The 22492-nt window shown below is 61.0% G+C and carries 22 protein-coding genes, 1 other RNA gene and 1 pseudogene; 17 read left to right on the top strand and 7 right to left on the bottom strand.

The genetic code is table 11. From position 1 onward, the window contains the following. Nucleotides 1-710 precede the first annotated feature (710 nt). The 3 genes and pseudogenes from ACTQXI_RS05200 to trpS form a co-directional block, all read right to left on the bottom strand. Nucleotides 711-1073, bottom strand: coding sequence for an MGMT family protein (locus tag ACTQXI_RS05200; protein WP_199407147.1), 363 nt, complete (start codon nucleotides 1071-1073; stop codon nucleotides 711-713). A gap of 194 nt (nucleotides 1074-1267) precedes the next feature. Then, nucleotides 1268-2131 (bottom strand): HAD-IIB family hydrolase, encoded by an 864-nt coding sequence (locus tag ACTQXI_RS05205; protein WP_233540280.1) that lies wholly within the window; start codon nucleotides 2129-2131, stop codon nucleotides 1268-1270. Nucleotides 2132-2267: 136 nt separating this feature from the next. Beyond that, a pseudogene (gene trpS, locus ACTQXI_RS05210) lies at nucleotides 2268-3306 on the bottom strand (tryptophan--tRNA ligase). A 298-nt stretch (nucleotides 3307-3604) separates the two neighbouring features. Here trpS and ACTQXI_RS05215 point away from each other — a divergent pair. Next, complete coding sequence (locus tag ACTQXI_RS05215) at nucleotides 3605-3994, top strand: hypothetical protein (protein WP_441048626.1); 390 nt, start codon at nucleotides 3605-3607, stop codon at nucleotides 3992-3994. Nucleotides 3995-4081: 87 nt separating this feature from the next. Here ACTQXI_RS05215 and ACTQXI_RS05220 read toward each other — a convergent pair whose 3' ends face one another. Then, nucleotides 4082-4840 carry an HAD family hydrolase gene (locus ACTQXI_RS05220; protein ID WP_441048627.1) on the bottom strand — a complete coding sequence of 253 codons (759 nt, stop codon included), beginning with the start codon at nucleotides 4838-4840 and terminating at the stop codon, nucleotides 4082-4084. Nucleotides 4841-5153: 313 nt separating this feature from the next. On the opposite strand from ACTQXI_RS05220, the gene rpsA reads away from it, so the two are divergent. From rpsA to ACTQXI_RS05235, 3 genes are all read left to right on the top strand, one after another. Then, entirely contained in the window at nucleotides 5154-6320 is a 1167-nt protein-coding gene (rpsA, locus tag ACTQXI_RS05225) for a 30S ribosomal protein S1 (protein WP_154515317.1), read from the top strand. A gap of 343 nt (nucleotides 6321-6663) precedes the next feature. After that, an RNA gene (gene rnpB, locus ACTQXI_RS05230) (RNase P RNA component class A) lies at nucleotides 6664-7025 on the top strand. Nucleotides 7026-7335: 310 nt separating this feature from the next. Next, nucleotides 7336-7974, top strand: a complete 639-nt coding sequence (locus ACTQXI_RS05235) for a YigZ family protein (RefSeq protein ID WP_195838524.1) — start codon at nucleotides 7336-7338, stop codon at nucleotides 7972-7974. A gap of 67 nt (nucleotides 7975-8041) precedes the next feature. Here ACTQXI_RS05235 and ACTQXI_RS05240 read toward each other — a convergent pair whose 3' ends face one another. Then, nucleotides 8042-8488, bottom strand: a complete 447-nt coding sequence (locus ACTQXI_RS05240; protein WP_154515321.1) for a C-GCAxxG-C-C family protein — start codon at nucleotides 8486-8488, stop codon at nucleotides 8042-8044. A 230-nt stretch (nucleotides 8489-8718) separates the two neighbouring features. Here ACTQXI_RS05240 and ACTQXI_RS05245 point away from each other — a divergent pair, with 230 nt between their 5' ends. From ACTQXI_RS05245 to ACTQXI_RS05260, 4 genes are all read left to right on the top strand, one after another. Beyond that, nucleotides 8719-10002 carry an O-acetylhomoserine aminocarboxypropyltransferase/cysteine synthase family protein gene (locus ACTQXI_RS05245; protein ID WP_441048628.1) on the top strand — a complete coding sequence of 428 codons (1284 nt, stop codon included), beginning with the start codon at nucleotides 8719-8721 and terminating at the stop codon, nucleotides 10000-10002. A 141-nt stretch (nucleotides 10003-10143) separates the two neighbouring features. Further along, complete coding sequence (locus ACTQXI_RS05250) at nucleotides 10144-10476, top strand: hypothetical protein (RefSeq protein ID WP_441048629.1); 333 nt, start codon at nucleotides 10144-10146, stop codon at nucleotides 10474-10476. A 14-nt stretch (nucleotides 10477-10490) separates the two neighbouring features. Then, nucleotides 10491-11069, top strand: coding sequence for a xanthine phosphoribosyltransferase (locus ACTQXI_RS05255; protein WP_427727567.1), 579 nt, complete (start codon nucleotides 10491-10493; stop codon nucleotides 11067-11069). An 83-nt stretch (nucleotides 11070-11152) separates the two neighbouring features. Beyond that, nucleotides 11153-11533: a peptide chain release factor-like protein gene (locus ACTQXI_RS05260; RefSeq protein ID WP_441048630.1), complete on the top strand. Its 381-nt coding sequence runs from the start codon at nucleotides 11153-11155 to the stop codon at nucleotides 11531-11533. Here the strand turns inward: ACTQXI_RS05260 and ACTQXI_RS05265 are convergent. Next, the gene (locus ACTQXI_RS05265; protein WP_441048631.1) at nucleotides 11493-12530 is read right to left on the bottom strand and encodes a diacylglycerol/lipid kinase family protein; all 1038 of its coding nucleotides are present in this window, start codon (nucleotides 12528-12530) and stop codon (nucleotides 11493-11495) included. The two genes, ACTQXI_RS05260 and ACTQXI_RS05265, sit on opposite strands and share 41 nt — an antisense overlap. A gap of 87 nt (nucleotides 12531-12617) precedes the next feature. Continuing rightward, nucleotides 12618-14039: a chloride channel protein gene (locus tag ACTQXI_RS05270; RefSeq protein ID WP_441048632.1), complete on the bottom strand. Its 1422-nt coding sequence runs from the start codon at nucleotides 14037-14039 to the stop codon at nucleotides 12618-12620. Between the two features lie 210 nt (nucleotides 14040-14249). Here ACTQXI_RS05270 and ACTQXI_RS05275 point away from each other — a divergent pair, with 210 nt between their 5' ends. From ACTQXI_RS05275 to yedF, 9 genes are all read left to right on the top strand, one after another. After that, the gene (locus ACTQXI_RS05275) at nucleotides 14250-15512 is read left to right on the top strand and encodes a molybdopterin molybdotransferase MoeA (protein ID WP_441048633.1); all 1263 of its coding nucleotides are present in this window, start codon (nucleotides 14250-14252) and stop codon (nucleotides 15510-15512) included. Nucleotides 15513-15522: 10 nt separating this feature from the next. Beyond that, entirely contained in the window at nucleotides 15523-16002 is a 480-nt protein-coding gene (locus tag ACTQXI_RS05280; protein WP_427794485.1) for a MogA/MoaB family molybdenum cofactor biosynthesis protein, read from the top strand. A gap of 205 nt (nucleotides 16003-16207) precedes the next feature. Beyond that, the gene (modA, locus tag ACTQXI_RS05285) at nucleotides 16208-17080 is read left to right on the top strand and encodes a molybdate ABC transporter substrate-binding protein (RefSeq protein WP_441048634.1); all 873 of its coding nucleotides are present in this window, start codon (nucleotides 16208-16210) and stop codon (nucleotides 17078-17080) included. A gap of 115 nt (nucleotides 17081-17195) precedes the next feature. After that, complete coding sequence (gene modB, locus ACTQXI_RS05290) at nucleotides 17196-18677, top strand: molybdate ABC transporter permease subunit (RefSeq protein WP_441048635.1); 1482 nt, start codon at nucleotides 17196-17198, stop codon at nucleotides 18675-18677. A gap of 3 nt (nucleotides 18678-18680) precedes the next feature. Beyond that, complete coding sequence (locus ACTQXI_RS05295; RefSeq protein WP_441048636.1) at nucleotides 18681-19751, top strand: sulfate/molybdate ABC transporter ATP-binding protein; 1071 nt, start codon at nucleotides 18681-18683, stop codon at nucleotides 19749-19751. A 116-nt stretch (nucleotides 19752-19867) separates the two neighbouring features. Further along, on the top strand, nucleotides 19868-20218 hold the full coding sequence (locus ACTQXI_RS05300) for a 2-hydroxyacyl-CoA dehydratase (protein ID WP_441016223.1): 351 nt from the start codon (nucleotides 19868-19870) through the stop codon (nucleotides 20216-20218). Between the two features lie 7 nt (nucleotides 20219-20225). Beyond that, nucleotides 20226-20666, top strand: a complete 441-nt coding sequence (locus ACTQXI_RS05305; protein ID WP_427794464.1) for a BadF/BadG/BcrA/BcrD ATPase family protein — start codon at nucleotides 20226-20228, stop codon at nucleotides 20664-20666. A 70-nt stretch (nucleotides 20667-20736) separates the two neighbouring features. Next, nucleotides 20737-21786 carry a selenide, water dikinase SelD gene (gene selD / locus ACTQXI_RS05310; RefSeq protein WP_441048638.1) on the top strand — a complete coding sequence of 350 codons (1050 nt, stop codon included), beginning with the start codon at nucleotides 20737-20739 and terminating at the stop codon, nucleotides 21784-21786. Between the two features lie 60 nt (nucleotides 21787-21846). Further along, nucleotides 21847-22473, top strand: a complete 627-nt coding sequence (gene yedF / locus ACTQXI_RS05315) for a sulfurtransferase-like selenium metabolism protein YedF (RefSeq protein WP_154515345.1) — start codon at nucleotides 21847-21849, stop codon at nucleotides 22471-22473. The last annotated feature ends 19 nt before the right edge of the window (nucleotides 22474-22492 follow it).

A 22492-nucleotide genomic window follows, 5' to 3' on the forward strand; every position in this document is an offset into this window, starting at 1 on the left:
GGGCGACCGGAAGTTCTGCTCGATAAGCCTCGAGGGGGTGTGCTCGCTCAACCTCCTCGCCCGTCTGGAGGAAGAGGGCATCGAAGTCTCGGACGCCGTCGACGGTCCCATGACCAAGGCGGGCCTGTGTTGGTCTGCCATCAAGCCGTTGACGATTGTTTTCAACGGCATGGCCCTCGTCTTCTCGCTCGTCCTCGCCTTCATGGCGGTCTTCACCGACGAGGGTGCGCGCCTGCTCGTGCTCATCCCGTTCCTGTTCCTGTTCATAGGGGGGTTCCTGCCCCTGCTCATGCTCGGCATGCCGGCCCGCGGCATCCTCGAGATCGGCAGGCAGGAGCGCGCGCTCGGTTTCTCCTTCTCCGAGGAGATGGCAAGCCGAGGTGCCACGGGTACTTCGCTTGTCGATGACGATTGGTTCATCGAGATCAGCAACGCCCGCGTCGTGGCGTTTCGCCGCGATTACCTCAAGAAGATCACGGCGCACGAGAACAGCGAGAGCGGCGACCGCTGCACGGTGACCACGAGGGGTGGTCGCAAAATCAAGGTGTATGCAAGCGGGCAGCACGCTCGAGGACCTGCGCACGTGGTTCAAACAGGGTGCCAAGGTCAGAAGCACACTCGACCGCGCGGGGGACGCACTCGAGGCGACCGTTTGATTGGGTTGCCTGCCAAGGATCCAAAACGGGAAGGGGCGCTGTCGGCGCCCCTTGTCATACCAGGCCCGCTGGCCAGCGAGAGGCCTGCAGGTCGACATGTCCGTTGGCGAGGAAGGCAACGCCTTCGTCCTCGAGCAGTGTGCGCTGCGCCTCGGGCCCACCGAAGGCGAACCCCTCCGCGAGGCGTCCGTCGGCGAATACGATGCGATGACAGGGGATGGTGCCGGGTTCCGGATTGACGTGCAGGGCGTATCCCACGTATCGGGCTCGACGGGGCTCACCAACGAGCTTGGCGATCTGACCATATGTGGCAACCATGCCGCAGGGCACCTGGCGTACCATGTCGTATACGCGGTTGAAGAATCCGTCGGTGTCCCGGTCTGCCATGCCGCCCTCACTTTCAATCGATATCGCCATTGTAGTCAAGAAAGGCGCCCCACATGCGCGGGGCGCCTTTCCAAAGAGGTGTTGCGCGAGGGGAGGGAAGGCGCAACGTTCGTGTCGAAGGTCTTTAATTCGCCTGTGCCTTCATTAAGTTAACTGTAGCTAATTCTCTGAGACCCAAGTCGTAGACCGACGAGCACACAGCCTCTCCATAAGTTAATCAAGGGTTACAAATAGAAAGACACAGTGACATGTGGTCGTTGGGGTTCAAGGAATCGCTCGATGAGTTCGGAGAACGCACCCTCAGTCCCAGCCGTTTCAAGGACGACATCGCAATACGGCCGCACGTCGTCGGTGACATTCGCCACGCCGACGCCCAGTCCCGCCGCCTTGATCATGGAGAGGTCGTTTGCGGAATCACCAACGGCGATGACCTCGGACATCGGAATTCCCAGCATATCGGCAAGGCGCGTGAGCCCCGTCCCTTTGTCAACGCCTGCGGGCATGAGTTCGAGGTAGCGCTTGGAGGAGAAGGTGATGTCAACGCCGAGTCGCTCGGCCATCGGCGCGAGCTTGCGGCCCAATTCCTGCAGCTCATCGAAGTCCCAGTCGACGTACAGGATCTTCACGATGCCACGGCCTTCAAGGAATGAGAGGTCGGGATGGTCAGATCCGCGAAAATGAGTGACCCCGGTGATCGATTCCAGATAGTCGCGCTCCCGTGTGGGTGCGTCATTCACGAACACGTGGCCGTCGGCGACGTTGACGTGCATGCAGAGTCCGAGTTCGAGCCCCTTTGCATAGATCGCGTTCGCGCATTCGTTGGAAAGGCCGCAGGTGGTGAGCGGGGTGGGGTCTCCCACGCGGTTGATGAAGCCGCCGTTATAGGAGAGCACATAGCCGTCTTCGATCAGCTCGCGGGCCTCCCCCGAGAAGTTGTCCATGATAGAGGAATACCATCGCCCGCTCGAAGGGACGAACAGCACACCGAGCTCCCTCATGCGTTTGAGTGCTCGGAGATTGGACGCCGGGATGGCGTGGTCGGCATCGAGAAACGTCTCATCCATATCGCTGGCAACAAGTCGGTACATGCAATCCCCCATACAACGTAAAAAACGAGGCGGGCTTATTATCGCCCACCTCGTAAGACCTTGGCTATGTCGAAGGCGTGGACACGTGAAGATGGCCCATTCGCGTGTCGCGGCGCGTTTCCGCGAGCCGGATGGCTTAGTACACCATGCCCATGGCCTCGCGCACCTCGGCGAGCGTGGCCTCGGCGACCTCGTTAGCGCGGCGGTTGCCCTCGTGCAGGACGTCCTTGACGTAGTCCATATCCTGCACGAGCTCCTCGCGGCGCGCGCGGATGGGGGCGCACGTCGTCGGTGACGTACTTCTTGAGCGCGCCTGCGCCGCCCATGCCGATCTCCTCGGCGATCTCGACCTCGGAGCGGCCGGTGCAGATCGCGGCGGTGGAGAGCAGGCCGGACACACCGGGACGGGCTTCGGGGTCGAACGTGATCATGCGCTCGCCGTCGGTCTGGCTCTTCTTGATGCGCTTGGCCGTCTCCTCGGCGGTCATGGAGATGTTGATGGCGTTGCCGTAGGACTTGCTCATCTTGCGCCCGTCAAGGCCGGGCAGCAGCGGCGTGTCGGACAGCAGCGCGTCGACCTCGGAGAACACCTTGCCGTAGCGGTTGTTGAACTTGCGTGCGATGGTGCGGGTGAGCTCGATGTGCGGCAGCTGGTCGCGCCCGACCGGCACCACGTTGCCCTTGCAGAACAAGATGTCGCACGCCTGGTGCACGGGGTAGGTGAGCAAAAGGCCGGTGAGCTCATGGCCGCTGGCCTCCATCTCGGCCTTGACGATGGGGTTGCGCTGCAGCAGGGCCTCGGAGACGAGCGACAAGAACGGCAGCATGAGCTGGTTTGCCGCGGGCACGGCGGAGTGCGTGTAGATCATCGTCTTGTCGGGGTCCAGGCCGCAGGCCAGGTAGTCGATGACCATGTTGTAGACGTTGTCCTAGATGTTGTCGGTGCTGTCGCGGTCGGTGATGACCTGGTAGTCGGCGATGAGCACGTTGGTGTGGACGCCCATGTCCTGCAGCTCGACACGGCTCTTGAGCGTGCCGAAGTAGTGGCCGAGGTGCAGGCGGCCGGTGGGGCGGTCGCCGGTGAGCATGGTGTACTTCTCGGGGTGCTGCGGCAGGTCGGCGCGGATCTGGTTGCTGCGCTCGAGGCTGACCTCATAGCTGAGCTCGTTGGGCATGCTGTCTCCTTTTGGGTTGAGTGCCTGGCCGGCATTGTCGGTCTTGGTTGAAGATGAAGCTACCAGAGAAACGGCGTCTCTTGCCGGAATCAACGATGGTTTTCGCCGTGTCGTCCCGCAGGGTCGTTTCCCTTCTTGGGAAGGAGCCCCTCGATATGCTCGAGCCGCTCCTCATGGGCCGCGTGCGCCGCGCGCTCCTCGGCGGCGAAAGCGGGGTCTTCGGGCGTGACGGTCTCATCTCGCTGTCGACTCCGGTACCACCGCGACGGCGCTCCTGAGCCTGCTCGTCGACAAGCCGGTGACTATCTACACCACCAACGGCTATGCATGTCGGTTTACGGGCGAGCTTGCTGCTAAGGTGGTGGTAATTGGCGGCGACTTCAACCCCGTTACCTGCTCGCTCACCGGTCCTATGGTTGAGAGCGCGCTGCGCGAGCTGTACTTTGACCGGGCGTTTATAGGTGTCAATGCGGTGGACGAGGACCGCGGCATCATGACGCCAGGTTATCCCGAGGCTATCAAAAAACGTATCGTGATGCAGAATTCCCAAGCGAGTTGCGTACTCGCCGATAGCTCCAAGTTCCACGTGTTTTCAAATGTAAAGGTGTGCGACCTGGAGGGCTTTACTGTTATTTCCGACAGGCGCGACTCCAAGATCGGCGAACGCGTCAAAATGATCACGGCCTAGGACACTGGGGCATCGCATCTTGCCCTCAAGCCGTTGCCCACGTAACGAAGCGTGGGGCAAACGTGCGCCCCATTCCTGATTTGGGGACTAGCTTAGTTCGTTGGCTACTTGGTGCTCGTAGAAGGCATCGATTACGGCGTTAAAGTCGCGGGCGAAGTCTTCCATGGTTCCGCGCCAGGTGGCTCGACTGGGTTTTCCCTGGCCAACATAGGCAGTTTGAATACCGCAGGCGGGGCTGGGGAAGTCGCGCTTGGGGTCGTTGCCCACCATAAGGACCTCGTGCGGTTCGAGCCCCATGGCCTGCAGCTGCTCCAGGTAATAGGTGGCATCGGGCTTGCAACGGGTGGCGTTTCCCATGTGCGTCACGAGCTCAAAGGGGGCGTCGGCCAGGTCACCCCAACCCATGCGGCATTCGATGGCCCCCTGGGGAAAGCTGGGGTTGGTAAAGAGTGCGCAACGCAGTCCTGCGTCCCGTACAGCCTGGAGTGCGGCGTGTGCACCCGGCATGGCGTGGGCATTGATGGCATCGTCATTCTTGTACGGGAGAACTTCGCGTTCATAGTAGGTAAAAGCCTCATTGATGAGTGGGTCCGAGAGGCAGATGCCGCACCTGCGCTCGACCTCGGTGCGGTAAAACTCAAGATTGGTGCGATTGTCCGTGCCGCTTCGGCGATTGGCGTTGAGGTCGACCAGGATAGTGCCGAGGCGTGCCATCGTGCCACCGCGGCTGCATCGTCCGATATCCGCGAGCATTGACGAGACATCCTTAAAATAGCGAAGGATAAACGCGTTGAGATTGATGCTAAGAAGCGTCTCGTCCATATCGAAAACGACTGCTTTGAGCACGCGGGCACCTTTCTCGAAAAATCGTTTAGAACGTTGGCTCCGGATACTTTACCCCAAAGCCGTATACTCAACTGCTTATCGTCAACTTATGGAGACGGTCGTTCACAAGATTGCGAAAAAGTCTCCATACGAGTAAAAAATCGCAGTTCACGCTTGAAATCGAAGTGATTTCCACGTAACCTATACGAACGTGATTGCATAAGCGTCACATTAGTATCTGTCGGCTCCCGAGTGTTCCTAAACGTTGTGTGCTTGTCGCACCCTTCTGTAGGTCCTAGCAATCGGGGCCCCGTAGTTCGAAAGGGGTCCACCTTTGAGTGAGATTCAGAACTCGTCCATTTTCTCTCTTGACGATGTCAACGAGGAGGAGATGAACAACCTCATCGACGGTACGATTACCGACTTTGATGAGGGCGATCTCGTTAACGGTACTGTCGTTAAGATCGAGCATGACGAGGTGCTCGTTGACATCGGATTCAAGTCCGAGGGCGTTATCCCGGTCCGCGAGCTGTCCATCCGCAAGGACGCTAACCCTGCAGACATCGTTGCACTCGGTGATTCCATCGAGGCCCTGGTTCTCCAGAAGGAGGACAAGGACGGTCGTCTGGTCCTTTCCAAGAAGCGTGCCGAGTACGAGCGTGCTTGGAACCGCATCGAGGAGAAGTTCAACTCCGGCGAGAACGTCGAGGGCGAGGTTATCGAGGTTGTCAAGGGCGGCCTGATCCTCGACATCGGCCTGCGTGGCTTCCTGCCCGCTTCCCTCGTCGACCTCCGTCGCGTCAAGGACCTCACCTCCTACATGGGCACCCGCATCGAGGCCCGCGTCATCGAGATGGACCGCAACCGCAACAACGTCGTTCTCTCCCGTCGCGTCGTGCTTGAGGAGTCCCGTAAGGCCGAGCGTTCCGAGATCCTGTCCAAGCTCAAGTCTGGCATGCGTCTCCAGGGCACCGTTTCCTCCATCGTCGACTTCGGCGCCTTCGTCGACCTCGGCGGTATCGACGGTCTCATCCACATCTCCGAGCTCTCCTGGAACCACGTCAACCATCCTTCCGAGGTTGTCAAGGTCGGCCAGGAGGTCGAGGTCGAGGTTCTCGACGTCGATCTCAACCGCGAGCGCATCTCCCTGGGTCTCAAGCAGACCACCGAGGATCCGTGGCGCGCACTGGTCAAGAAGTACCCCGTCGGCGCTATCGTCGAGGGCACTGTGACCAAGCTTGTCCCGTTTGGCGCTTTCGTCGATCTGGGCGAGGGCATCGAGGGCCTGGTGCATATCTCCGAGATGGCCAACAAGCACGTCGACCAGCCTTCTCAGGTCACCCACGTGGGCGACAAGGTTCAGGTCAAGGTCATGGAGATCGACCTCGACCGTCGTCGTATCTCCCTGTCTATGAAGTCCGCTGCTGAGACTCTGGGCGTCGAGATCGAGGTTACCCCGCTGCCTTCCGAGAAGAAGGACGAGGAGACCGACGCCGAGTAAATCGGTTTGACGATCACTTGCTTTAAGGGATCCGTCCGCAATGGACGGGTCCCTTTTTGCGTTTGCCGGTGAGGTGCGCAATGCTACTCGTGCGCAACGCTGTCCGGGCTGTTCACGGGGGCTATTGGGTTGTCGGTGCATGAAAATGCCGACATCCCGCCTCGGGGAGGAGGCGGGAACGCACCGAGTAGACGGAGGGGTGCGGAGCGCGGTCGCGTCTCGACTGGCGACGTTGCCCATCGACGACCCTATTGTACCGCATGGCATGGTTCTTGGCATATCGTGTCGAACGCTTGTGTTGTGCCTTTGCCTGCGGCAACGGTGTGTTACACTCTTGCACTGCTGAGTGGGCCAGACGGTCGCGCGATGTGCTGCTTGCGGCACGCGTGAGGAAAGTCCGGGCTCCAGAGGGCGGGATGCCGGCTAACGGCCGGGCGGAGTGATCCGACGGAAAGCGCCGCAGAAAAGAAGACTCCCACCTGCGCCGCAAGGCGTAAAGGGAAAAGCTGAAACGGTGGTGTAAGAGACCACCAGCGTCGTGGCAACACGGCGGCTTGGCAAGCCCCATCCGGAGCAAGCGCGAATAGGAACGCTATGGGCCGGCCCGGTCCGCGTTCGGGTAGCGTGCGTGGAGCTGCACGGTAACGTGCAGACAAGATAAATGACCGTTCACGACAGAACCCGGCTTATAGGCCCACTCGGCACTTTGTTGACGCTGCGACGGCGTCAGCTGGCCGATTTGGCGCTCATTCGTCGGTCGCCGCCATAAGGCGTGCTCCCTCCTCTTTCGGGCCAAATCGACTCAGCTGACGCCGTCTCGCTGTTTTTGCCTGGCCATCGGCAGCCTCATTTCTGTTGCAATCTCGTCTTTCAAGGCACCTTGCTCGCGCTGACGGGTTCTCGCTGTTGGTGACGGCATCATTGGCGTTTTCGCTCTTGTTGGCGAGGACAACGGTGCTGTCTTTGCCGTATTATTGAGGCTGTTTGTTGCCGCGCTTAGTTTTGTTGAGGGGCTTTGTTGGACAGCTACTTTACTCTGCGATCGAATATTGAGGCTTCTGGCGAGTTTGTGGATCGCAAGAGCCGGTTTATTGCCCAGCTGGTCCATATTGAATCCGAGGATGAGGCGAATGCCTTCATCGAGATGGTTCGCAAGCGTCATTACGACGCTCGACACAATGTTCCCGCGTGGATTTTGGTCGATGGACGCGAGCGTCAGAGTGATGACGGTGAGCCGAGCCGCACGAGCGGCATGCCGACGCTCGAGGTGTTGCGCGGCGCTGGGCTCAAAAATGTTTGCTGCGTGGTGACGCGCTATTTTGGCGGCACGCTGTTGGGGCCCGGTGGCTTGGTGCGCGCCTATACCGCGGCGACGCAGGCGGCGGTGGCAGCTGCTCAGGAGGCAGGGCAGGTCGTTGAGATGACGAGCGTCGTGCCTGTTGACGTGCACGTGGCCTATCCGCAGTATGAGCAGGTGCTTCGTTTGGCGCAGGATTCGGGTGCCAAGGTTTCGGATACCGATTACGCGGATGCCGTGACGATTCATTTGGTGTTTAAGGCGGGGGAGCAGGAGCCGTTTTGCGCTAAGATGCGCGAGCTTATGGCGGGGCGCGAGGAGATTGAGGTCGGCGCTCCCAAATTTGCCGAGTTCTAACGGCGACGGCCGGCGTGCTTTTGGATGAATCCCAAGCACGCCGGCCGTCGTTTTCTGTTGCCGCTGTTTACTCGGCGAGCTGCTTTAGCACATCGCAGGCGATCTCGATGGCGTCGTCGATGCAGCCGGGGCAGCTGCGGAGCGGACCATTGTCCGATCCGATGCCCTTGAGCGTGCCGCAGACGGTCGTCGTGTTTTTCGTTTTAAAACGCTTGGCGATTTCGCGCGACAGCTTGTAAGTCTGGCCCTTGGTCTTGGGGTTATCCATGCCGTCGCTCATTACAAAGCCCATGATGGCCACGGCGCCCGAGATGGCGCCGCAGGTCTCGGTCATGCCGCCCATGCCGGCGCCAAAGCCCTCGGTGAGGATAAAGGCGGTCTGGGGGTCGAGCCCGACGGCGGGTGCGAGCGTGCAGGCGACGGCCTGTGCGCAGTTAAAGCCACGGGCGTGGTATTCGGCAGCCTGAGCCTGACAGGCGGTGATGTCGAGCTGGGCAGTATCGATTTGCTTCATCGTTGTCTCCTCGGTAACGGTGTACTCGCCTATAGTACCCTTGCCGATGCATTTGTTCATCGAAAGCCTCATGTATGCCTCATTTTTATCTATCGAATAAATGCCAAGATCTGCGATAAATGCCCCCGGTAGATTTGTCTCATAACCTACCTTGGGGATGGGTTGAGAGGGGTGCGGGGTAGCGGTATCGTGAACCGGATAAAAATGTAACCCAGGCAAGGGAGCTAGATATGAGCGAGCAGACCATCGGTACGACATGTGTTCAGGGCGGCTATCACCCGGGAGACGCGGAGCCGCGCCAGGTGCCCATCTACCAGTCCACCACGTGGAAGTATGACACGTCCGAGCACATGGGCAAGCTGTTTGACCTGGAGGAGTCTGGCTATTTCTACAGCCGTCTGCAGAACCCTACGTGCGATCTGGTTGCCGCCAAGATCTGCGAGATGGAGGGCGGCACCGCTGCGATGCTCACGAGCTCGGGCATGGCTGCGAACTTCCTCGCGATCTTTAACGTGGCCGGCGCCGGCGATCATGTGGTCGCAAGCTCGGCCATCTACGGCGGTACCTACAACCTGCTTGCCCATACCATGGGTCGTATGGGCGTTACCTGCACGTTCGTTGCCCCCGATTGCACCGATGGGGAGCTCGAGGCAGCCTTTGAGCCCAATACCAAGCTCGTCTTTGGCGAGACGATCGCCAACCCCGCCCTTGCCGTGCTCGATATAGAGCGCTTTGCCAAGGCCGCGCATGACCACGGCGTGCCGCTGATGGTCGACAACACCTTCCCGACGCCCGTGATGTGCCGTCCCTTTGAGTGGGGGGCCGATATCGTTACGCACTCCACCACCAAGTACATGGATGGCCATGGGGCCTGCCTGGGCGGCGTGATCGTCGACCACGGCCAGTTTGACTGGATGGCCCATGCGGACAAGTTCCCGGGTCTCACCACGCCCGATGAGAGCTACCACGGCGTGACCTATGCCGAGAAGTTCGGTCGCGAGGGCGCCTTCATTACCAAGGCAACCGCTCAGCTCATGCGCGACCTCGGCCCCATGCAGAACCCGCAGGCGGCGTTTTTCCTGAACAGCTCGCTCGAGAGCCTGCATGTGCGCATGCCGCGTCATTGCGAGAACGGCCTGGCTGTTGCCAAGTTCCTGCAGAGCCATCCCAAGGTGCGCTTCGTGAGCTATCCGGGTCTGGAGGGCGATAAGTACTATGACCTGGCTCAAAAGTACATGCCCAACGGCACCTGCGGCGTTGTAAGCTTTGGCTTTAACGGTGGTCGCGCGGCGGCCGAGACCTTTATGAAGAGCCTCAAGCTCGCTCAGATCGCCACGCATGTGGCCGACGCCCGCACTTGCTGCCTGCATCCCGCTAACGCCACGCACCGCCAGATGAACGATGAGGAGCTTATCGCCTGTGGCATCTCTGCCGACATGGTGCGCCTGTCGTGCGGCCTCGAGGACACGGCCGATCTGATTGCCGATCTTGAGCAGGCGCTCGAGCAGTGCTAGGCTAGCGTTCGTGCAAGGCGCCGATGCCGGCAGAAAGCTTCGGCGACCTTTAGCTCCGATACCGTAGGCGGGGCCCCAATCGCGACTGTTTGCAGGCGATTGGGGCCCCGTTTTTGTGTTGCTCCACTCGAAAGGATGGATATGGAGAAAACCGCAGAGCAGCTGCGCCGCGAACACATCGCTCTTGAGGGAGACACCCATGGCAAGAACAAATGGGCGATTCTGTTTACGGTGCTCATCATGACGTTTATGGTGTGTCTGGATTCGGCCGTCGTGACCGTGGCGCTGCCCGTGATGCAAAAGGAGCTGGGCGTGGGCCTCGATCGCATTCAGCTGGTAAGCTCGGTTTATCTGCTTGCGGCTTTGCGGTGCGATGCGGCTTTGTGGTGCGATGCGGCTTGTGGGGCGGGCGGGGGTCGGTCCGTGGTAGACTATCGAACAACGTTTATTAATCGCGCGGTATCGTTGCCGTGAGAAGGGGTTGCGCCATGCAGGAGCTTGAGGACCGTATTCGCCATGACGGCATCGTAAAGGCCGGTAATGTCCTTAAGGTTGATGCTTTCCTCAACCACCAGTGCGACGTTGAGCTGTTTGACCACATGGGCGCCGAGTGGGCCCGTCTGTTCGAGGATGTCGAGATTAACAAGATCCTTACGATCGAGGCTTCGGGCATTGGCATGGCCTGCATCGCAGCCCAGCATTTTGGCGGCGTGCCGGTGGTCTTTGCCAAGAAGGCGCAGTCCATCAACCTCGACGGCGAGCAGTATGCCACGACCATCTACTCCTTTACCAAGCAGAAGGAGTATCCGGTCATCGTTGGCAAGCGCTTCCTGTCCGAGGGCGACAAGGTCCTGATTATCGACGACTTCCTGGCCAACGGATGCGCGCTCGAGGGTCTTATCAAGATCTGCGAGGCTGCGGGTGCCGAGGTGTCCGGCATTGGCATTGCGGTGGAGAAGGGCTTCCAGGGCGGTGGCGATAAGCTCCGCGAGCGCGGCTTCCGTGTTGAGAGCCTGGCCCGTATCGCCGATATGGACTGTGAGAACGGCGAGATCACCTTCGCCTAAGCGCGCAACACAAGCGATTGGTATGCGATGTGACAAAGGGACTGTCCCTTTGTCACATTTTTTGTATGAGGGGAGGTGTTGATATGGATGAGAACAAGATGGGATGGCGTGAGTATGCGCGCTATGCCGAGATGTCGGTCGAGGAGCTGGCGCGCGATTGCGAGATGCAGGTGTTTCTCGCGACGGGTCCGGGTGGGCAAGGCGTGAACACGACGGACTCGGCGGTGCGCATGAAACATATCCCTACGGGGATTACCGTGACGGCGCGCGAGAGTCGCAGTCAGTTCCAAAATCGTAGCTGCTGTTTGCGTAAGCTACGCGCTGAGCTTGAGCGTCGCGGGCATCCACCGCGTCGACGCGTAAAGACCAAAGTGCCTCAGCGCTCTCGCCAGCGCAGACTTAATGATAAGCACTTCAACGCCATTAAAAAGGCCAACCGCCGCAAGCCGGGCGGGGAGGGGTGATGTTCTCGATAAGTTGCGGTGAAATAGGGGCTGTTTTGCGGGTTGGACGCCAGACTTGGAGGGCGCCGGGTAGGATGTCGACTTCGATGCGCGAGGCGATAACAGGTTCGCCGTCGGCCTGGATGGGGTAGTCGGGCTCCTCAAAGGTAAGCTCGGCATGGCGGCAGCGGCGCATGCAAACCGGCGGCAACTTGGTATGGTGGCCGTCCTTGGCCGAAAGGAACATGGGAAGCGCGACCGCGCGCGGAACGGGGCCGCAGGCGTAGCAAACGTCGAGCATGCCGTCGCACGGGTCGGCGTCGGGACAGATACGATAGCCCGAGCCATAGGTGGGGCCCAGCTGAATCGCCATGATGATCGCCCTCACGCGCTCGGCGGGCGCGCCGTCAAAGCTGACTGACATGGGGTAGTTGCGATAGCGCAGGCCAAACTGTTCAAGTCCCGAGAGGGTGTAGAGCGGAGCGCCGGTGAGGCCCGTCTTTTTGCGCAGCTCGGTGGTGCCCAGGCCGATGGCGGCGTCAATACCGACGGAGAGCGTCTGGTCGTAGTACTCAACGGTAGCCTCGCCGCTACCGCTTGCGGGGTTCCATGAGCGAATGCGACCGATGTCCTGACGCTGCAGCTCGCAGGTGAGCAGCGCGCCAAAATCCTTGCCGGAGAAATTTTCTATACCGAGCGTTTGGGCAAAATCGTTGCCGGAACCCACGGCTAGGATGGCAAGAGCGGGGCGGGGGTCCTCCTTTTGTGCCATAAGCCCGTTGACGACCTCGTGGATCACGCCGTCGCCGCCAAGGGCGATAACGGTGCGATAGCCCTGAGCCTGTGCGGCCAGCTCCTTGGCGTGCCCCATACGCTCGGTCAATACCAGGTCAAACTGGGATGCGCGTGCAGTCATGTCCAAAAAGCGTTGCAGGCGCTCGGCAACTTCGCGCGCCGCACCCGATTGGGCGGCTGGGTTGGCGATGATGAGCGTGCGACCAAAATCAGTTGCGTGCATGGGCGACTCCCGGCGTATGGCGTGACGGTGCGGTCGCGCTCGGGTCGAATTGCCCCCCGATTGTGGCTGCACGGCGAATACTTACGTCTACTCTATCAGGTCGTTGTGGCGCTCGATAGCATCCGCTACCGTACCGCCCTCATCCACTATAAGCGAACGGCGCTTGGGTGAGATGATGCGCTGGGCAGGGTACACGCCGCGGTGTCCGCCGGCGAGATAGCTGATAAAGGCCACGATGACAAAGAACCCGGCGGCCGTGCCGTGGAACAGGTCGATGGCCATCATGCAGGTGGTGATGGGCACGTTAAGGCCGGCACAGAACACGCCGAGCATGCCGAGAGCCGCCAGAAAACTGGGGTCGAGCCCGGTAAGGCAACCGATCCAGCCACCGAGTGCCGCACCGATGCCAAACAGGGGCGTGACCTCGCCGCCTTGGAAACCGGCACCCAGGGTGAGTGCCGTTACGACGAGCTTGATGACGGCGTCGGCGAGGGTGGTGTTGCCGGCAAACCCGGCGCCCGAAAGCCACGTGGAAAGGCCGGCGTAGTCCCAGGCGTCGAGGAGGGCATAGACAGCCAAAACCACGAGTGCGCCTATAAGTGCGCGAACGAGGTAATTGGTGATAAAGCGACCGTACAGGCTCTTGACGGTTCGAACCGACCAGGCAAAGAGGCGTGCCGTCAGACCGAAGATAATGGCGCTGATAACAACGATAACGACCGTTTTGGGCGTCATGGCGGGAACGCTGGCGATGGCATTCGCTTCGTACTCGGTACCCAGGGCGAGTGATGTAAAGTAGCCGGTAAACGAGGCGACCAGGCAGTAGATCCCTGCGGTGTAGTCGATCTTGCCGATAAAGCACATCTCCATGCCAAAGAAAGCTCCGGCAAGGGGAGAGCCGAATACGGCGCCAAAGGCCGACGAGATGCCGGCGAGCATGAGGTCGTGGTGGTCATGCTTTTTGAGGTGGGCGAGGCTTGAGATGTTGCTGGCGATGGTGCCGCCAATCTGCACCGCGGCTCCCTCGCGACCGGCCGATCCGCCCGTTAGGTGCGTGAGCGTGGAGCAGACGAAGGTGAGGACGGCCATGCGCTTATGGATGAGGCGTGTGCCCAGAGCGGAGTCGATGACCAGGTTGTTACCGCGTTTGGCGGCAAGACCGTGGTTTTTGTACGCCCATGCGGTGGCAACGCCCACAACGGGAAGCAGCGCGTAAATCCACGTATGGTGCTCGCGATAGTCGGTCGCGATATTCAACGAGGCCAAAAACGCCCAAGCGGCAACGCCCATAGCGAGCGAGACGATGACGACGAGTACGAGCAACTTAGCGCTCGCGAGTAGGTTGTGGGCATTGCGGCGCGTGTCGGCAGCCAAGAGATGCTCGGAGCGGGTGAGCTGTTGCCTGCCTGCCATGATGACGTCGTTCAGGGAGAAAAAGCCGCCGTCGTCGAGCGGCTGGGAATGATCCTGCGCCTCGTTTGCGCTTTCGGGTTTGTCGGTAAAAGCCATACGTTCCTCTTTTAGGTTGCAACACGAGCATTATAGAACGTGCCAAACGTGACAAACCGGCAGGTTGGTTTCGGTTCTGTTTCGCGGCTTGCGGCCGACAGATGTATTCGAGAACGTGGGTCGTTTCGCCGTCGTGCGGCAGGGGATTATACTGAGACAAGCATAAAGAATTGGCGCCCCCGTTGTGCGCTGTGGCATTAAGAGGTGCATATGGCAGAGAAACTCATTCCGCTGGAGGACGCGCAGTCGATTGTTCTGTCGCACGTTGCTCCGACCGATCTCGTCGAGATTCCCGTGTGGCAGGCCGCCGGTCTTCCCTTGGCCGAGGACGCGGTGGCCGATATCGACATTTCGCCGTTTGCCAACAGCGCTATGGACGGATATGCCGTGCGCTCGGCGGACTTGGTGCAGGCATCTGGCGAGGCGCCCGTGACGCTTTCTGTCGTGGGGCACGAGGCGGCGGGCCATGTCTTTGAGGGCGCAATCGGCGCGGGCGACACGGTTCGTATCATGACGGGCGCGCCGGTACCCGAAGGTGCCGATGCCGTGGTGAAGTACGAGATCGTCGATGTGCTCGACGGTGACGGCAACGAGGGTTCGCGTGTGAGATTCTCGGCGCCGGCCAAGGTGGGGGAGAACGTTCGATCGGCTGCTGAGGAAGCGCATACTGGCGACGTCGTGATGTACGCTGGAGAGGTTGTGGCTCCGGCGGGCGCCGGCTTGCTGGCGAGCGCCGGGTATGCGAGCGTGAAGGTGCATGCCACGCCGCGCGTGGGCATTATCTCGCTGGGGACGGAACTGGTCGCACCGAGTAACGTGCCGGCGCGCGGGCAGATTCGCGACTCCAACTCGTCGGCGTTGATGGCCGAGGCGCTCGATGCAGGAGCCGAGCCCGTGTTCTACGGCATTGCGCCCGATGATGAGCAGGCGATTGCCGAGTTGGTGCATCGCGCCGCGCAGGAGTGCGATTTTGTCATTACGAGTGGTGGCGCCTCTGCGGGTGATTACGACTATGTGACGGCGCTCGTTCGGCGCGAGGGCGAGGTGCTGTTCGACCGCATCTCGATGCGTCCCGGCAAGGCCATCACGTTTGGCCTGCTGGGGGGCAAGCCATATTTGGGACTTTCGGGCAATCCCGCGGCGGCGTATGTGGGCTTTGAGATGCTCGCCCGCCCGGCGATCCGCAAGATGCGCGGCTTTGCCGAGGGCCTGCGTCCCGTGCAGCAGGCGAAGCTCACACACGGCGTGAAGAAGCGACAGCATCGCCGCTTCTTCGATCGTGCCACGGTTTTGCGCGACCCCGAGACCGGTGAGCTGTTGGTGACCGAGGCCAAGACGCAGAATTCGGCGCTGCTCGGCACGATGCAGCGGGCCAACTGCCTGCTGCGTATTGACGAAGGCCCGTGTGACCTCAAGGCGGGCGACGTCGTGGATGTCGTGCGTGTCGACTTGCCTGAGGGCACGGTGCTATAGGAGGAATGCTATGGAGCTGAAGATATCGATTGTGACGTGCTCGGATACGCGCGATCTTGCCCAGGACGAGGCGGGTGCTGCGCTCGAGGAACTCATCGCGGCGCAGGGCTGGACGGTCGCCTCACATGTGGTCGTGCGCGACGACGTCAGCGAGATCGGTGATGCCATTGTGGAAGCGGCCGATGAGTGCCACGCCAATGTCGTGCTCACCTGCGGCGGCACGGGCCTTTCGATGCGCGACGTGACGCCCGAGGCGACGCGTGCCGTCTGCGACCGCGATGTACCGGGTATTGCAGAGGCAATCCGTGCGTACTCTATGACCAAGACGCGCCGCGCTATGCTTTCGCGCGCCGTGTGCATGCAGCGTGGGCATACGCTTGTCATCAACTTTCCGGGATCAACGAAAGCGGCCCGCGAAAGCTGGGAGGCTGTGAGCGACCAGCTGGAGCACGCAGCTCAAATGACGGCGGGCGGCGGGCACGCCAAATAAGCGCATTACCTGCGGCGGAGTGACCTTACGGGCTGCTCCGCCTTTTTTATGCAGCGACAGTGCGGGCCGTCTCGTGGTTATCGGTAAAAGAAAGTTATTAGACGAGAAATATTTATCACAAACACTATTCGCGCAAAAGTATAATCTAGTAACAGAATAAAGCTTGCGGCGGGGTGCCCGGGCGTAGCGTTCGAAAGGGTTGAACATGTTCGATACGGTTTCTCGTCGCGGGTTCGTTTCACTTTCCGCTGTCGCCGCTGCCGGCCTTGGGCTTGCCGGCTGTTCCGGCAACAAGACGTCTGGGCCGACTGGCTCCGATGCCGGCTCCGCCAAGATTTCGTCCAAGAAGGCTGTCGAGCTGCAGGTCTTTGCTGCCAACTCGCTCGAGAAGGCCCTGCCCGAGGTTCAGAAGCTCTATACCGACCAGACCGGCACCACGTTTGCCGACACGCAGTTTAAGGCTTCCGGCGACCTTGTCGAGCAGATGCGCGCCGGTGCCGCGGTCGACGTGCTCATCACCGCTTCCAAGGGCACCATGGACGACGCCGAGGCTGCCGAGCTCGTCGACGCCGACACGCGTGAGGACATGTTCGTCAATGACCTCGTGATCATTCGCGCCGAGGGCTCCGACACCAGGGTCGAGGCCATCGCCGACGTCGCGAACCTGGACGGCAAGATTGCCATCGGCGACGCCAAGACCGTTCCCGCCGGCAAGTACGCCAACCAGGCCCTGGCCTCCGTGGGCCTCTACACCGGCACCGAGGGCGACGACGGCGAGTATACACCCGATCTCGCCGACAAGGTGGCTCTGGCCGACAAGGTCGGCACCGCTGCGTCTTACGTCTCTACGGGCGACTGCGTGGCCGGTTTTGTCTACAGCTCCGATATCTTCCGCTACGACGGCATCGAGGAGACCTTCGTGTGCCCCGAGGACTCGCACAAGCCCATCGTGTATCCCGGCGCTGTCGCCGATAGCTCCGAGCACGCCGACGAGGCCAAGGCGTTCATCGACTTCTGCCTGACCAACAAGAAAGCCCAGAAGATTTGGGCTAAGTACGGCTTTGAGCTTTCCGCGTAGTTCGCAACATCGCTGCATAACGATATGCTTGAGGGCGGGCGTTCTCGCGATCGCCCGCCCTTTTGATTGAACCGGCGTGTCCGCGCGCCGTTGCCCTGTGTTTGAGGAGTCGCCCGTGCCAAGGAAAACGATTCGCCTGCTCGCCGTGCTGGCTGCGGTTCTGTGCGTGCTGACCGCACCGCCCGGGGTTGCTCGGGCCGAGGCACTCTTCACCACCGCCGATGGCTGCCAGGCGACCGAAGATTCCGCGCTTATCGATGGCGTCGGGTTTGGCCTCAACGCGTTTGAGCGCAATGCCAAGGGCACGGCCCGTTCGTTTGCGGGTCAGCCCGAGGGTTACCGTTTTCCTATCTACAAGAAGACGACCCTCGTGACGGTGACGACGCCTGAGAGCATCGTGGTCTGGCTCGACGCCCATGCCGTCAAAGACGCGGGGCTCGATATCTCAAAGGCAGATGACCAAAAGGCGCTCAAGAAGATGCTCGTGGGGCTCGACAAGTCGCACTCCATGGGTGGTGCGTTGCTGGAGGACTCTAATCTCGAATGGGTCTTTACCTCGGATAACGCGCTGGTGCAGAGCGATTACCGCTATCAGTTTAAGGTGAAGGGCGGCAACGGCGATTACTACACGGTAGTGAATGCCGCCGACGCCGCGAATGCCGAGCTAGATTTGGGTGACGGCGTCCTGTGGAGCGATAACGCCGCCCTCGTGCGGTATGCGGACTTGTCGACGACGGTGCCGCCGTCGCTGGCGGAGCGCGCCGCAGCCTTCTTTGGCGACATCGACTATCGCCCGTTTTGGGTGTCCATAAAAACGAGCGGCCTTGCCCTGCTGATCTCCTTTGCGCTGGGGCTGTTCGCCGCGTGGAAGACTATGGGTACCTCGAGTCGCATCAAGGGCCTGCTCGATTCGGTTTTTACGATTCCTATGGTGCTGCCGCCCACGGTCTGCGGCTTTCTGCTCCTCATGCTGTTTGGCCGCTCGACCGGGGTGGGCCAGTGGCTTATCGCGCACGGCATCTCGATCGTCTTTACGTGGCCGGCGGCGGTGATATCTGCCGTGGTGGTGTCGTTCCCGCTCGTCTATCGTACGGCACTCGGTGCCTTCGAGAGCCTCGACACGCAGATGCTCGATGCGGCGCGCACGCTGGGATGGTCCGAGCGTCGCATCTTTACCAAGCTCATGATGCCGCTCGGCTGGCCCTCCATCGCCGCCGGCACGGTGCTCGCCTTTGCCCGCGCAATGGGTGAGTTTGGCTGCACGCTGTTCTTTGCGGGCAACTATGCCGGCATCACGCAGACCATTCCCATCGCCATCTACTTTGAGTGGATGGGCGGCAATACGTCGGTGGCCCTCTTTTGGGTCGTGGTCGTAATCGTGTTTAGTTTCCTAGTTATCCTGTTCATCAACATGTACACGGCGCATTCGCAAAAGTACCGCGAGCGCGGCCTTTCCCGTGCGGAGCGCAAGCAGGCCAAAGATCTCGCCGGACGGGGCGATTCGCTCGATCCGGCGGGCGGCGATGCCTTGCGTATCGATCGCGAGGCACTGGTCGAGCTCATGCGCGATGACGCCGTCTCGAAGGGAGGTCGATAGGCCATGTCGCTCGTTCTGGATATCAAAAAGCACTATCCCGGGTTTACGCTCGACATGCAGCTTGAGGCCGGCGAGGAGCGCGTGGCGCTGCTGGGCGCCTCGGGTTGCGGCAAGAGCTGCACACTTCGCTGCATCGCCGGCGTGGAGACGCCCGACGAGGGCAAGATCGTCGTCAACGGCATGACCTTTTTTGACTCGGCGGCGGGCATCAACCTGTCGCCCCAGGAGCGCAAATGCGCCCTGCTGTTCCAAAACTATCAGCTGTTTCCCAACATGACGGTGGCCGATAACGTATGTGCCGGCGTAAAGGACGCGGGCGACGCCGCGGCGCGCAAAAGGTTGGCGGAGCGCTATCTGGGCATTTTCGGCCTGGCCGATTTTGCCGACCGCTACCCCGCGCGCCTTTCGGGCGGCCAGCAGCAACGCGTGGCGCTCGCCCGCATGGTGGCGGCGCATCCGGGCATCTTTATGTTCGACGAGCCTATGAGCGCGCTCGATTCCTATCTTAAGAGCGCACTCGAGCAGAACATGCTCGACCTGTTCGACGTCTGTAACCGCACCGTGCTCTACGTGAGCCACGACATTGACGAAGCGTGCCGCCTCTGCCAGCGCATCTGCGTGATGCATAACGGGCGCGTCGAGGAGATCGGTTCTGTCGAGGACGTGGTTCGCCGTCCGCAGACGCTGGCGGCGCTGCGCTTGACGGGGTGCAAGAACACAAGCCGCGCACGAAAGATCGGGCCCGAGGAAGTTGAGGCGCTCGACTGGGGCATGACCTTTAACGTGGGTCGCGAGGTTCCCGATAATGTGGTGTACCTGGGCATTCGCGCAAGCTACTTCCATGTTGACAATCGCGCGGAGCGGGGCCGCAACAGCTATGATTTGCACGTGGCCCGAGTGAGCGATTCGCGTTTTGAGCGCCTGGTGCTGCTGGACGTGCCGCGCGTCGATGCGCCCACGCGCCTGCAGTGGAAGGTCAACAAGGTGGGCGTGCCTGTCGACGGGCTGCCGCAAGCGGGCGAGACGCTGCGCATGCATTTTGATGCCAGTAGGATCCATTTGGTCTGTCGATAGCGCCGGGTAATGCCGTCGGGGATATAAGTCTCGGCGGCTTTGTCTTGCCGTTCGGCGAATGAGGGATGACAAACTCTTATCAATCAAGATAATTATTTATTAAACGACGGCACACGATGCTGTCGTACGACGATGCCGCGGGGGCTGCAAGCGTGGCTCTGTGTGGTACGTCCGACGAGGTGATTCCCGAGGGCGAGAAGGTGCTGCCGGCAAATCTGTGTCCGCTCATCAAGTCGACGTACGTCTTTGCCTACTCGCAAAAGTGCCCGTTTACGTACTTTAGCGACATGATCATCGGCGAGACCACCTGCGACGGCAAGAAGAAGATGTACGAGCTGCTGGGGGAGCTCAAGCGCACGCACATTCTGCATCTTCCGCAGGGTCGCGATCGCGCCTACGAGCGTGAAGGCTGGTACGAGGAGTGCCGCCTGCTCAAGGAGGAGCTCGAGGGCTTCTACGGCGGCTAAGGCCGCTGTGGTCGATGGGGTGGATTCAGTGACGTGGACCTGCGTGCAGCCAACCGGGTTCTCCTCGGTCGATGCTTCCGAGCGGCTGCGCGAGGCACTGGCAGCGGCTGGCTATGACGTGGCTGCCGACCTGGCGCGTTCCGGCGAGCCCACCAAGATCAGCAGCATGTGCACGGTGTTTGCCGAGAGCGAGGTCATTAGTCTGATCGGCCGCGGCGAGCCGCGCGAGAACATTGCCCGCGGTGTGATCGAGAGCGTCGTGTCGCGTGTGGCGACCATGGCCTCGCAAGCCGCGGGCGCCCCGTACTATCTGACCGGTGGTCTGTGCGAAAACGCCTATGTCGTCGAGCGTCTTGGCGCATTGGTGGGCTCGCCAGTCACTACCTCGCCCCAGGCCCGCTTTGCCGGTGCCATCGGCGCGGCCATTCGCGCACAAGCGCTCAATTAATGCATCCGTCGTAGGCTCGCATTCATGCGTATACTGGGAGGAACTGATTGACCGATGAGAGGAGGTATCGATGGCTGACGATCTCATGAAGCTCACGCAGATGACTGCCGCGAGCGGTTGAGCCGCTAAGTTGGCTCCTGGAGCCCTCGCCCAGGTCCTGGGCGACTTACCCAATGTGCATAACGACAACCTGCTCGTGGGGTTCGATACCTCCGACGATGCGAGCGTCTTCCGCGTTGGCGATAACTTGGGCCTCGTGCAGTCCATCGACTTCTTCCCACCGATGGTCGACGACCCGTTCCTGTTTGGCCAGATCGCCGCGGCAAACTCGCTGTCGGACATATACGCCATGGGCGGACGGCCGAGCCATGCCATGAACCTGCTTTGCATACCCAGTTGCCTGGGCGTTGAGGTTGCCGGCCAGATTCTGGCGGGTGGCGCCGACAAGTGCGTCGAGGCCTGCTGTGCCATCGCGGGCGGCCACACCATCAACGACGACGAGCCCAAGTACGGCCTGTCCGTGAGTGGCTTTGTCGCGCTTGACCGTATGCTCACCAACAGCGGCGCACGCGTGGGCGATGTTCTGCTGCTGACCAAGGCGATCGGCTCGGGCATCATCACTACGGCCATTAAGGGCGAGCTCATCGAACAGGACGAGGCCGCAGCTATGTTCGACTCGATGCGGACCCTCAACGAGGCTCCGATTCGTCTGGCCGAGGACCTCGAGCTTCATGGCTGCACCGACATCACGGGCTTTGGCCTGATCGGACATGCGTGCGAGATGGCCGAGGGCTCGGGCGTGCAGATTGAGCTTGTGTCGGGGGCGGTGCCGCTCTTTGACCAGGTGCTCGACATGGCACGCCTTGGCATTATCCCTGCCGGCGCCTACCGCAACCAGGACTTCTTTGGCCCGCGCGTGGCAGTCGACGATGGTCTGGAGCCGGGGATGCTCGACGCGCTGTACGATCCGCAGACTTCGGGCGGCCTGCTTATCGCGGCACCTGCTGCCGATGTGGATGAGCTTGCGCGCCGTCTGCATGCCGAGGGGCGCGTTGCCTCCGTCGTCGGCCGCGTGTGCGAGCCGGTGCCAGGTGGTTCTGCCGTCCTCGTTGTCCGCTAGCCCGCACGTTTATGTAACTGTTTACCGTTCTCTAGAACGGTTCTTTCGAAAGGAAAAGCTATGTCTACCAAGATTGAAGTCAACGCCATGGGCGATGCCTGCCCGCTGCCCGTCGTCAAGACGCTTAAGGCGCTCAAGCAACTCGATGGCGAGGGCGTTGTCGTGACCTCGGTCGATAACGAGACCGCCGTCAAGAACATCTCCAAGATGGCGCAGGAGAAGGGCTGCACGGCCTCGGTCGAGAAGGTTTCTGACGCCGAGTGGCACGTGACCGTGGCGACCGCCGGTGCCGTGGCCGTTGCGGACCCCGAGCAGGACGGTGCTGCTTTCTGCGACGCCAGCGCCGGCAAGGGCAAACTCGTCATTTCCGTCTACACCGACTGCATGGGCCGCGGCGACGACGAGCTGGGCCACAAGCTCATGAAGGCCTTCATCTTTGCCGTGACGCAGCAGGAGGAGCTGCCCGCGACCATGCTGTTCTACAACGGCGGCGCCAAGCTCACCGTCGAGGGTTCTCCGGTGCTCGATGACCTGAAGGGCCTGGCCGAGCAGGGCGTCGAGATTCTCACCTGCGGTACCTGCCTGGACCACTTTGGCATCAAAGACCAGCTTGCGGTGGGCGAGGTCACCAACATGTACGTGATCGTGGAGAAGATGGAGCAGGCCGTGCGCGTCGTGCGCCCGTAGCGTATTGGTTGGAGTTGCC

Origin of the sequence: Collinsella sp. LCP19S3_C9, assembly GCF_052121575.1 — a bacterium.
Lineage (GTDB): Bacteria > Actinomycetota > Coriobacteriia > Coriobacteriales > Coriobacteriaceae > Collinsella.

Bases quoted from the DNA above. Each gene is read 5' to 3' on its own strand.
- ACTQXI_RS05245 (WP_441048628.1), top strand. From the start codon at position 8,719: ATGAGCGAGCAGACCATCGGTACGACATGTGTTCAGGGCGGCTATCAC.
- ACTQXI_RS05280 (WP_427794485.1), top strand. From the start codon at position 15,523: ATGGAGCTGAAGATATCGATTGTGACGTGCTCGGATACGCGCGATCTT.
- ACTQXI_RS05265 (WP_441048631.1), bottom strand. From the start codon at position 12,530: ATGCACGCAACTGATTTTGGTCGCACGCTCATCATCGCCAACCCAGCC.
- ACTQXI_RS05295 (WP_441048636.1), top strand. From the start codon at position 18,681: ATGTCGCTCGTTCTGGATATCAAAAAGCACTATCCCGGGTTTACGCTC.
- ACTQXI_RS05205 (WP_233540280.1), bottom strand. From the start codon at position 2,131: ATGTACCGACTTGTTGCCAGCGATATGGATGAGACGTTTCTCGATGCC.
- ACTQXI_RS05270 (WP_441048632.1), bottom strand. From the start codon at position 14,039: ATGGCTTTTACCGACAAACCCGAAAGCGCAAACGAGGCGCAGGATCAT.
- ACTQXI_RS05260 (WP_441048630.1), top strand. From the start codon at position 11,153: ATGGATGAGAACAAGATGGGATGGCGTGAGTATGCGCGCTATGCCGAG.
- modA (WP_441048634.1), top strand. From the start codon at position 16,208: ATGTTCGATACGGTTTCTCGTCGCGGGTTCGTTTCACTTTCCGCTGTC.
- ACTQXI_RS05200 (WP_199407147.1), bottom strand. From the start codon at position 1,073: ATGGCGATATCGATTGAAAGTGAGGGCGGCATGGCAGACCGGGACACC.
- ACTQXI_RS05250 (WP_441048629.1), top strand. From the start codon at position 10,144: ATGGAGAAAACCGCAGAGCAGCTGCGCCGCGAACACATCGCTCTTGAG.
- ACTQXI_RS05275 (WP_441048633.1), top strand. From the start codon at position 14,250: ATGGCAGAGAAACTCATTCCGCTGGAGGACGCGCAGTCGATTGTTCTG.
- ACTQXI_RS05255 (WP_427727567.1), top strand. From the start codon at position 10,491: ATGCAGGAGCTTGAGGACCGTATTCGCCATGACGGCATCGTAAAGGCC.
- ACTQXI_RS05240 (WP_154515321.1), bottom strand. From the start codon at position 8,488: ATGAAGCAAATCGATACTGCCCAGCTCGACATCACCGCCTGTCAGGCT.
- yedF (WP_154515345.1), top strand. From the start codon at position 21,847: ATGTCTACCAAGATTGAAGTCAACGCCATGGGCGATGCCTGCCCGCTG.
- ACTQXI_RS05300 (WP_441016223.1), top strand. From the start codon at position 19,868: ATGCTGTCGTACGACGATGCCGCGGGGGCTGCAAGCGTGGCTCTGTGT.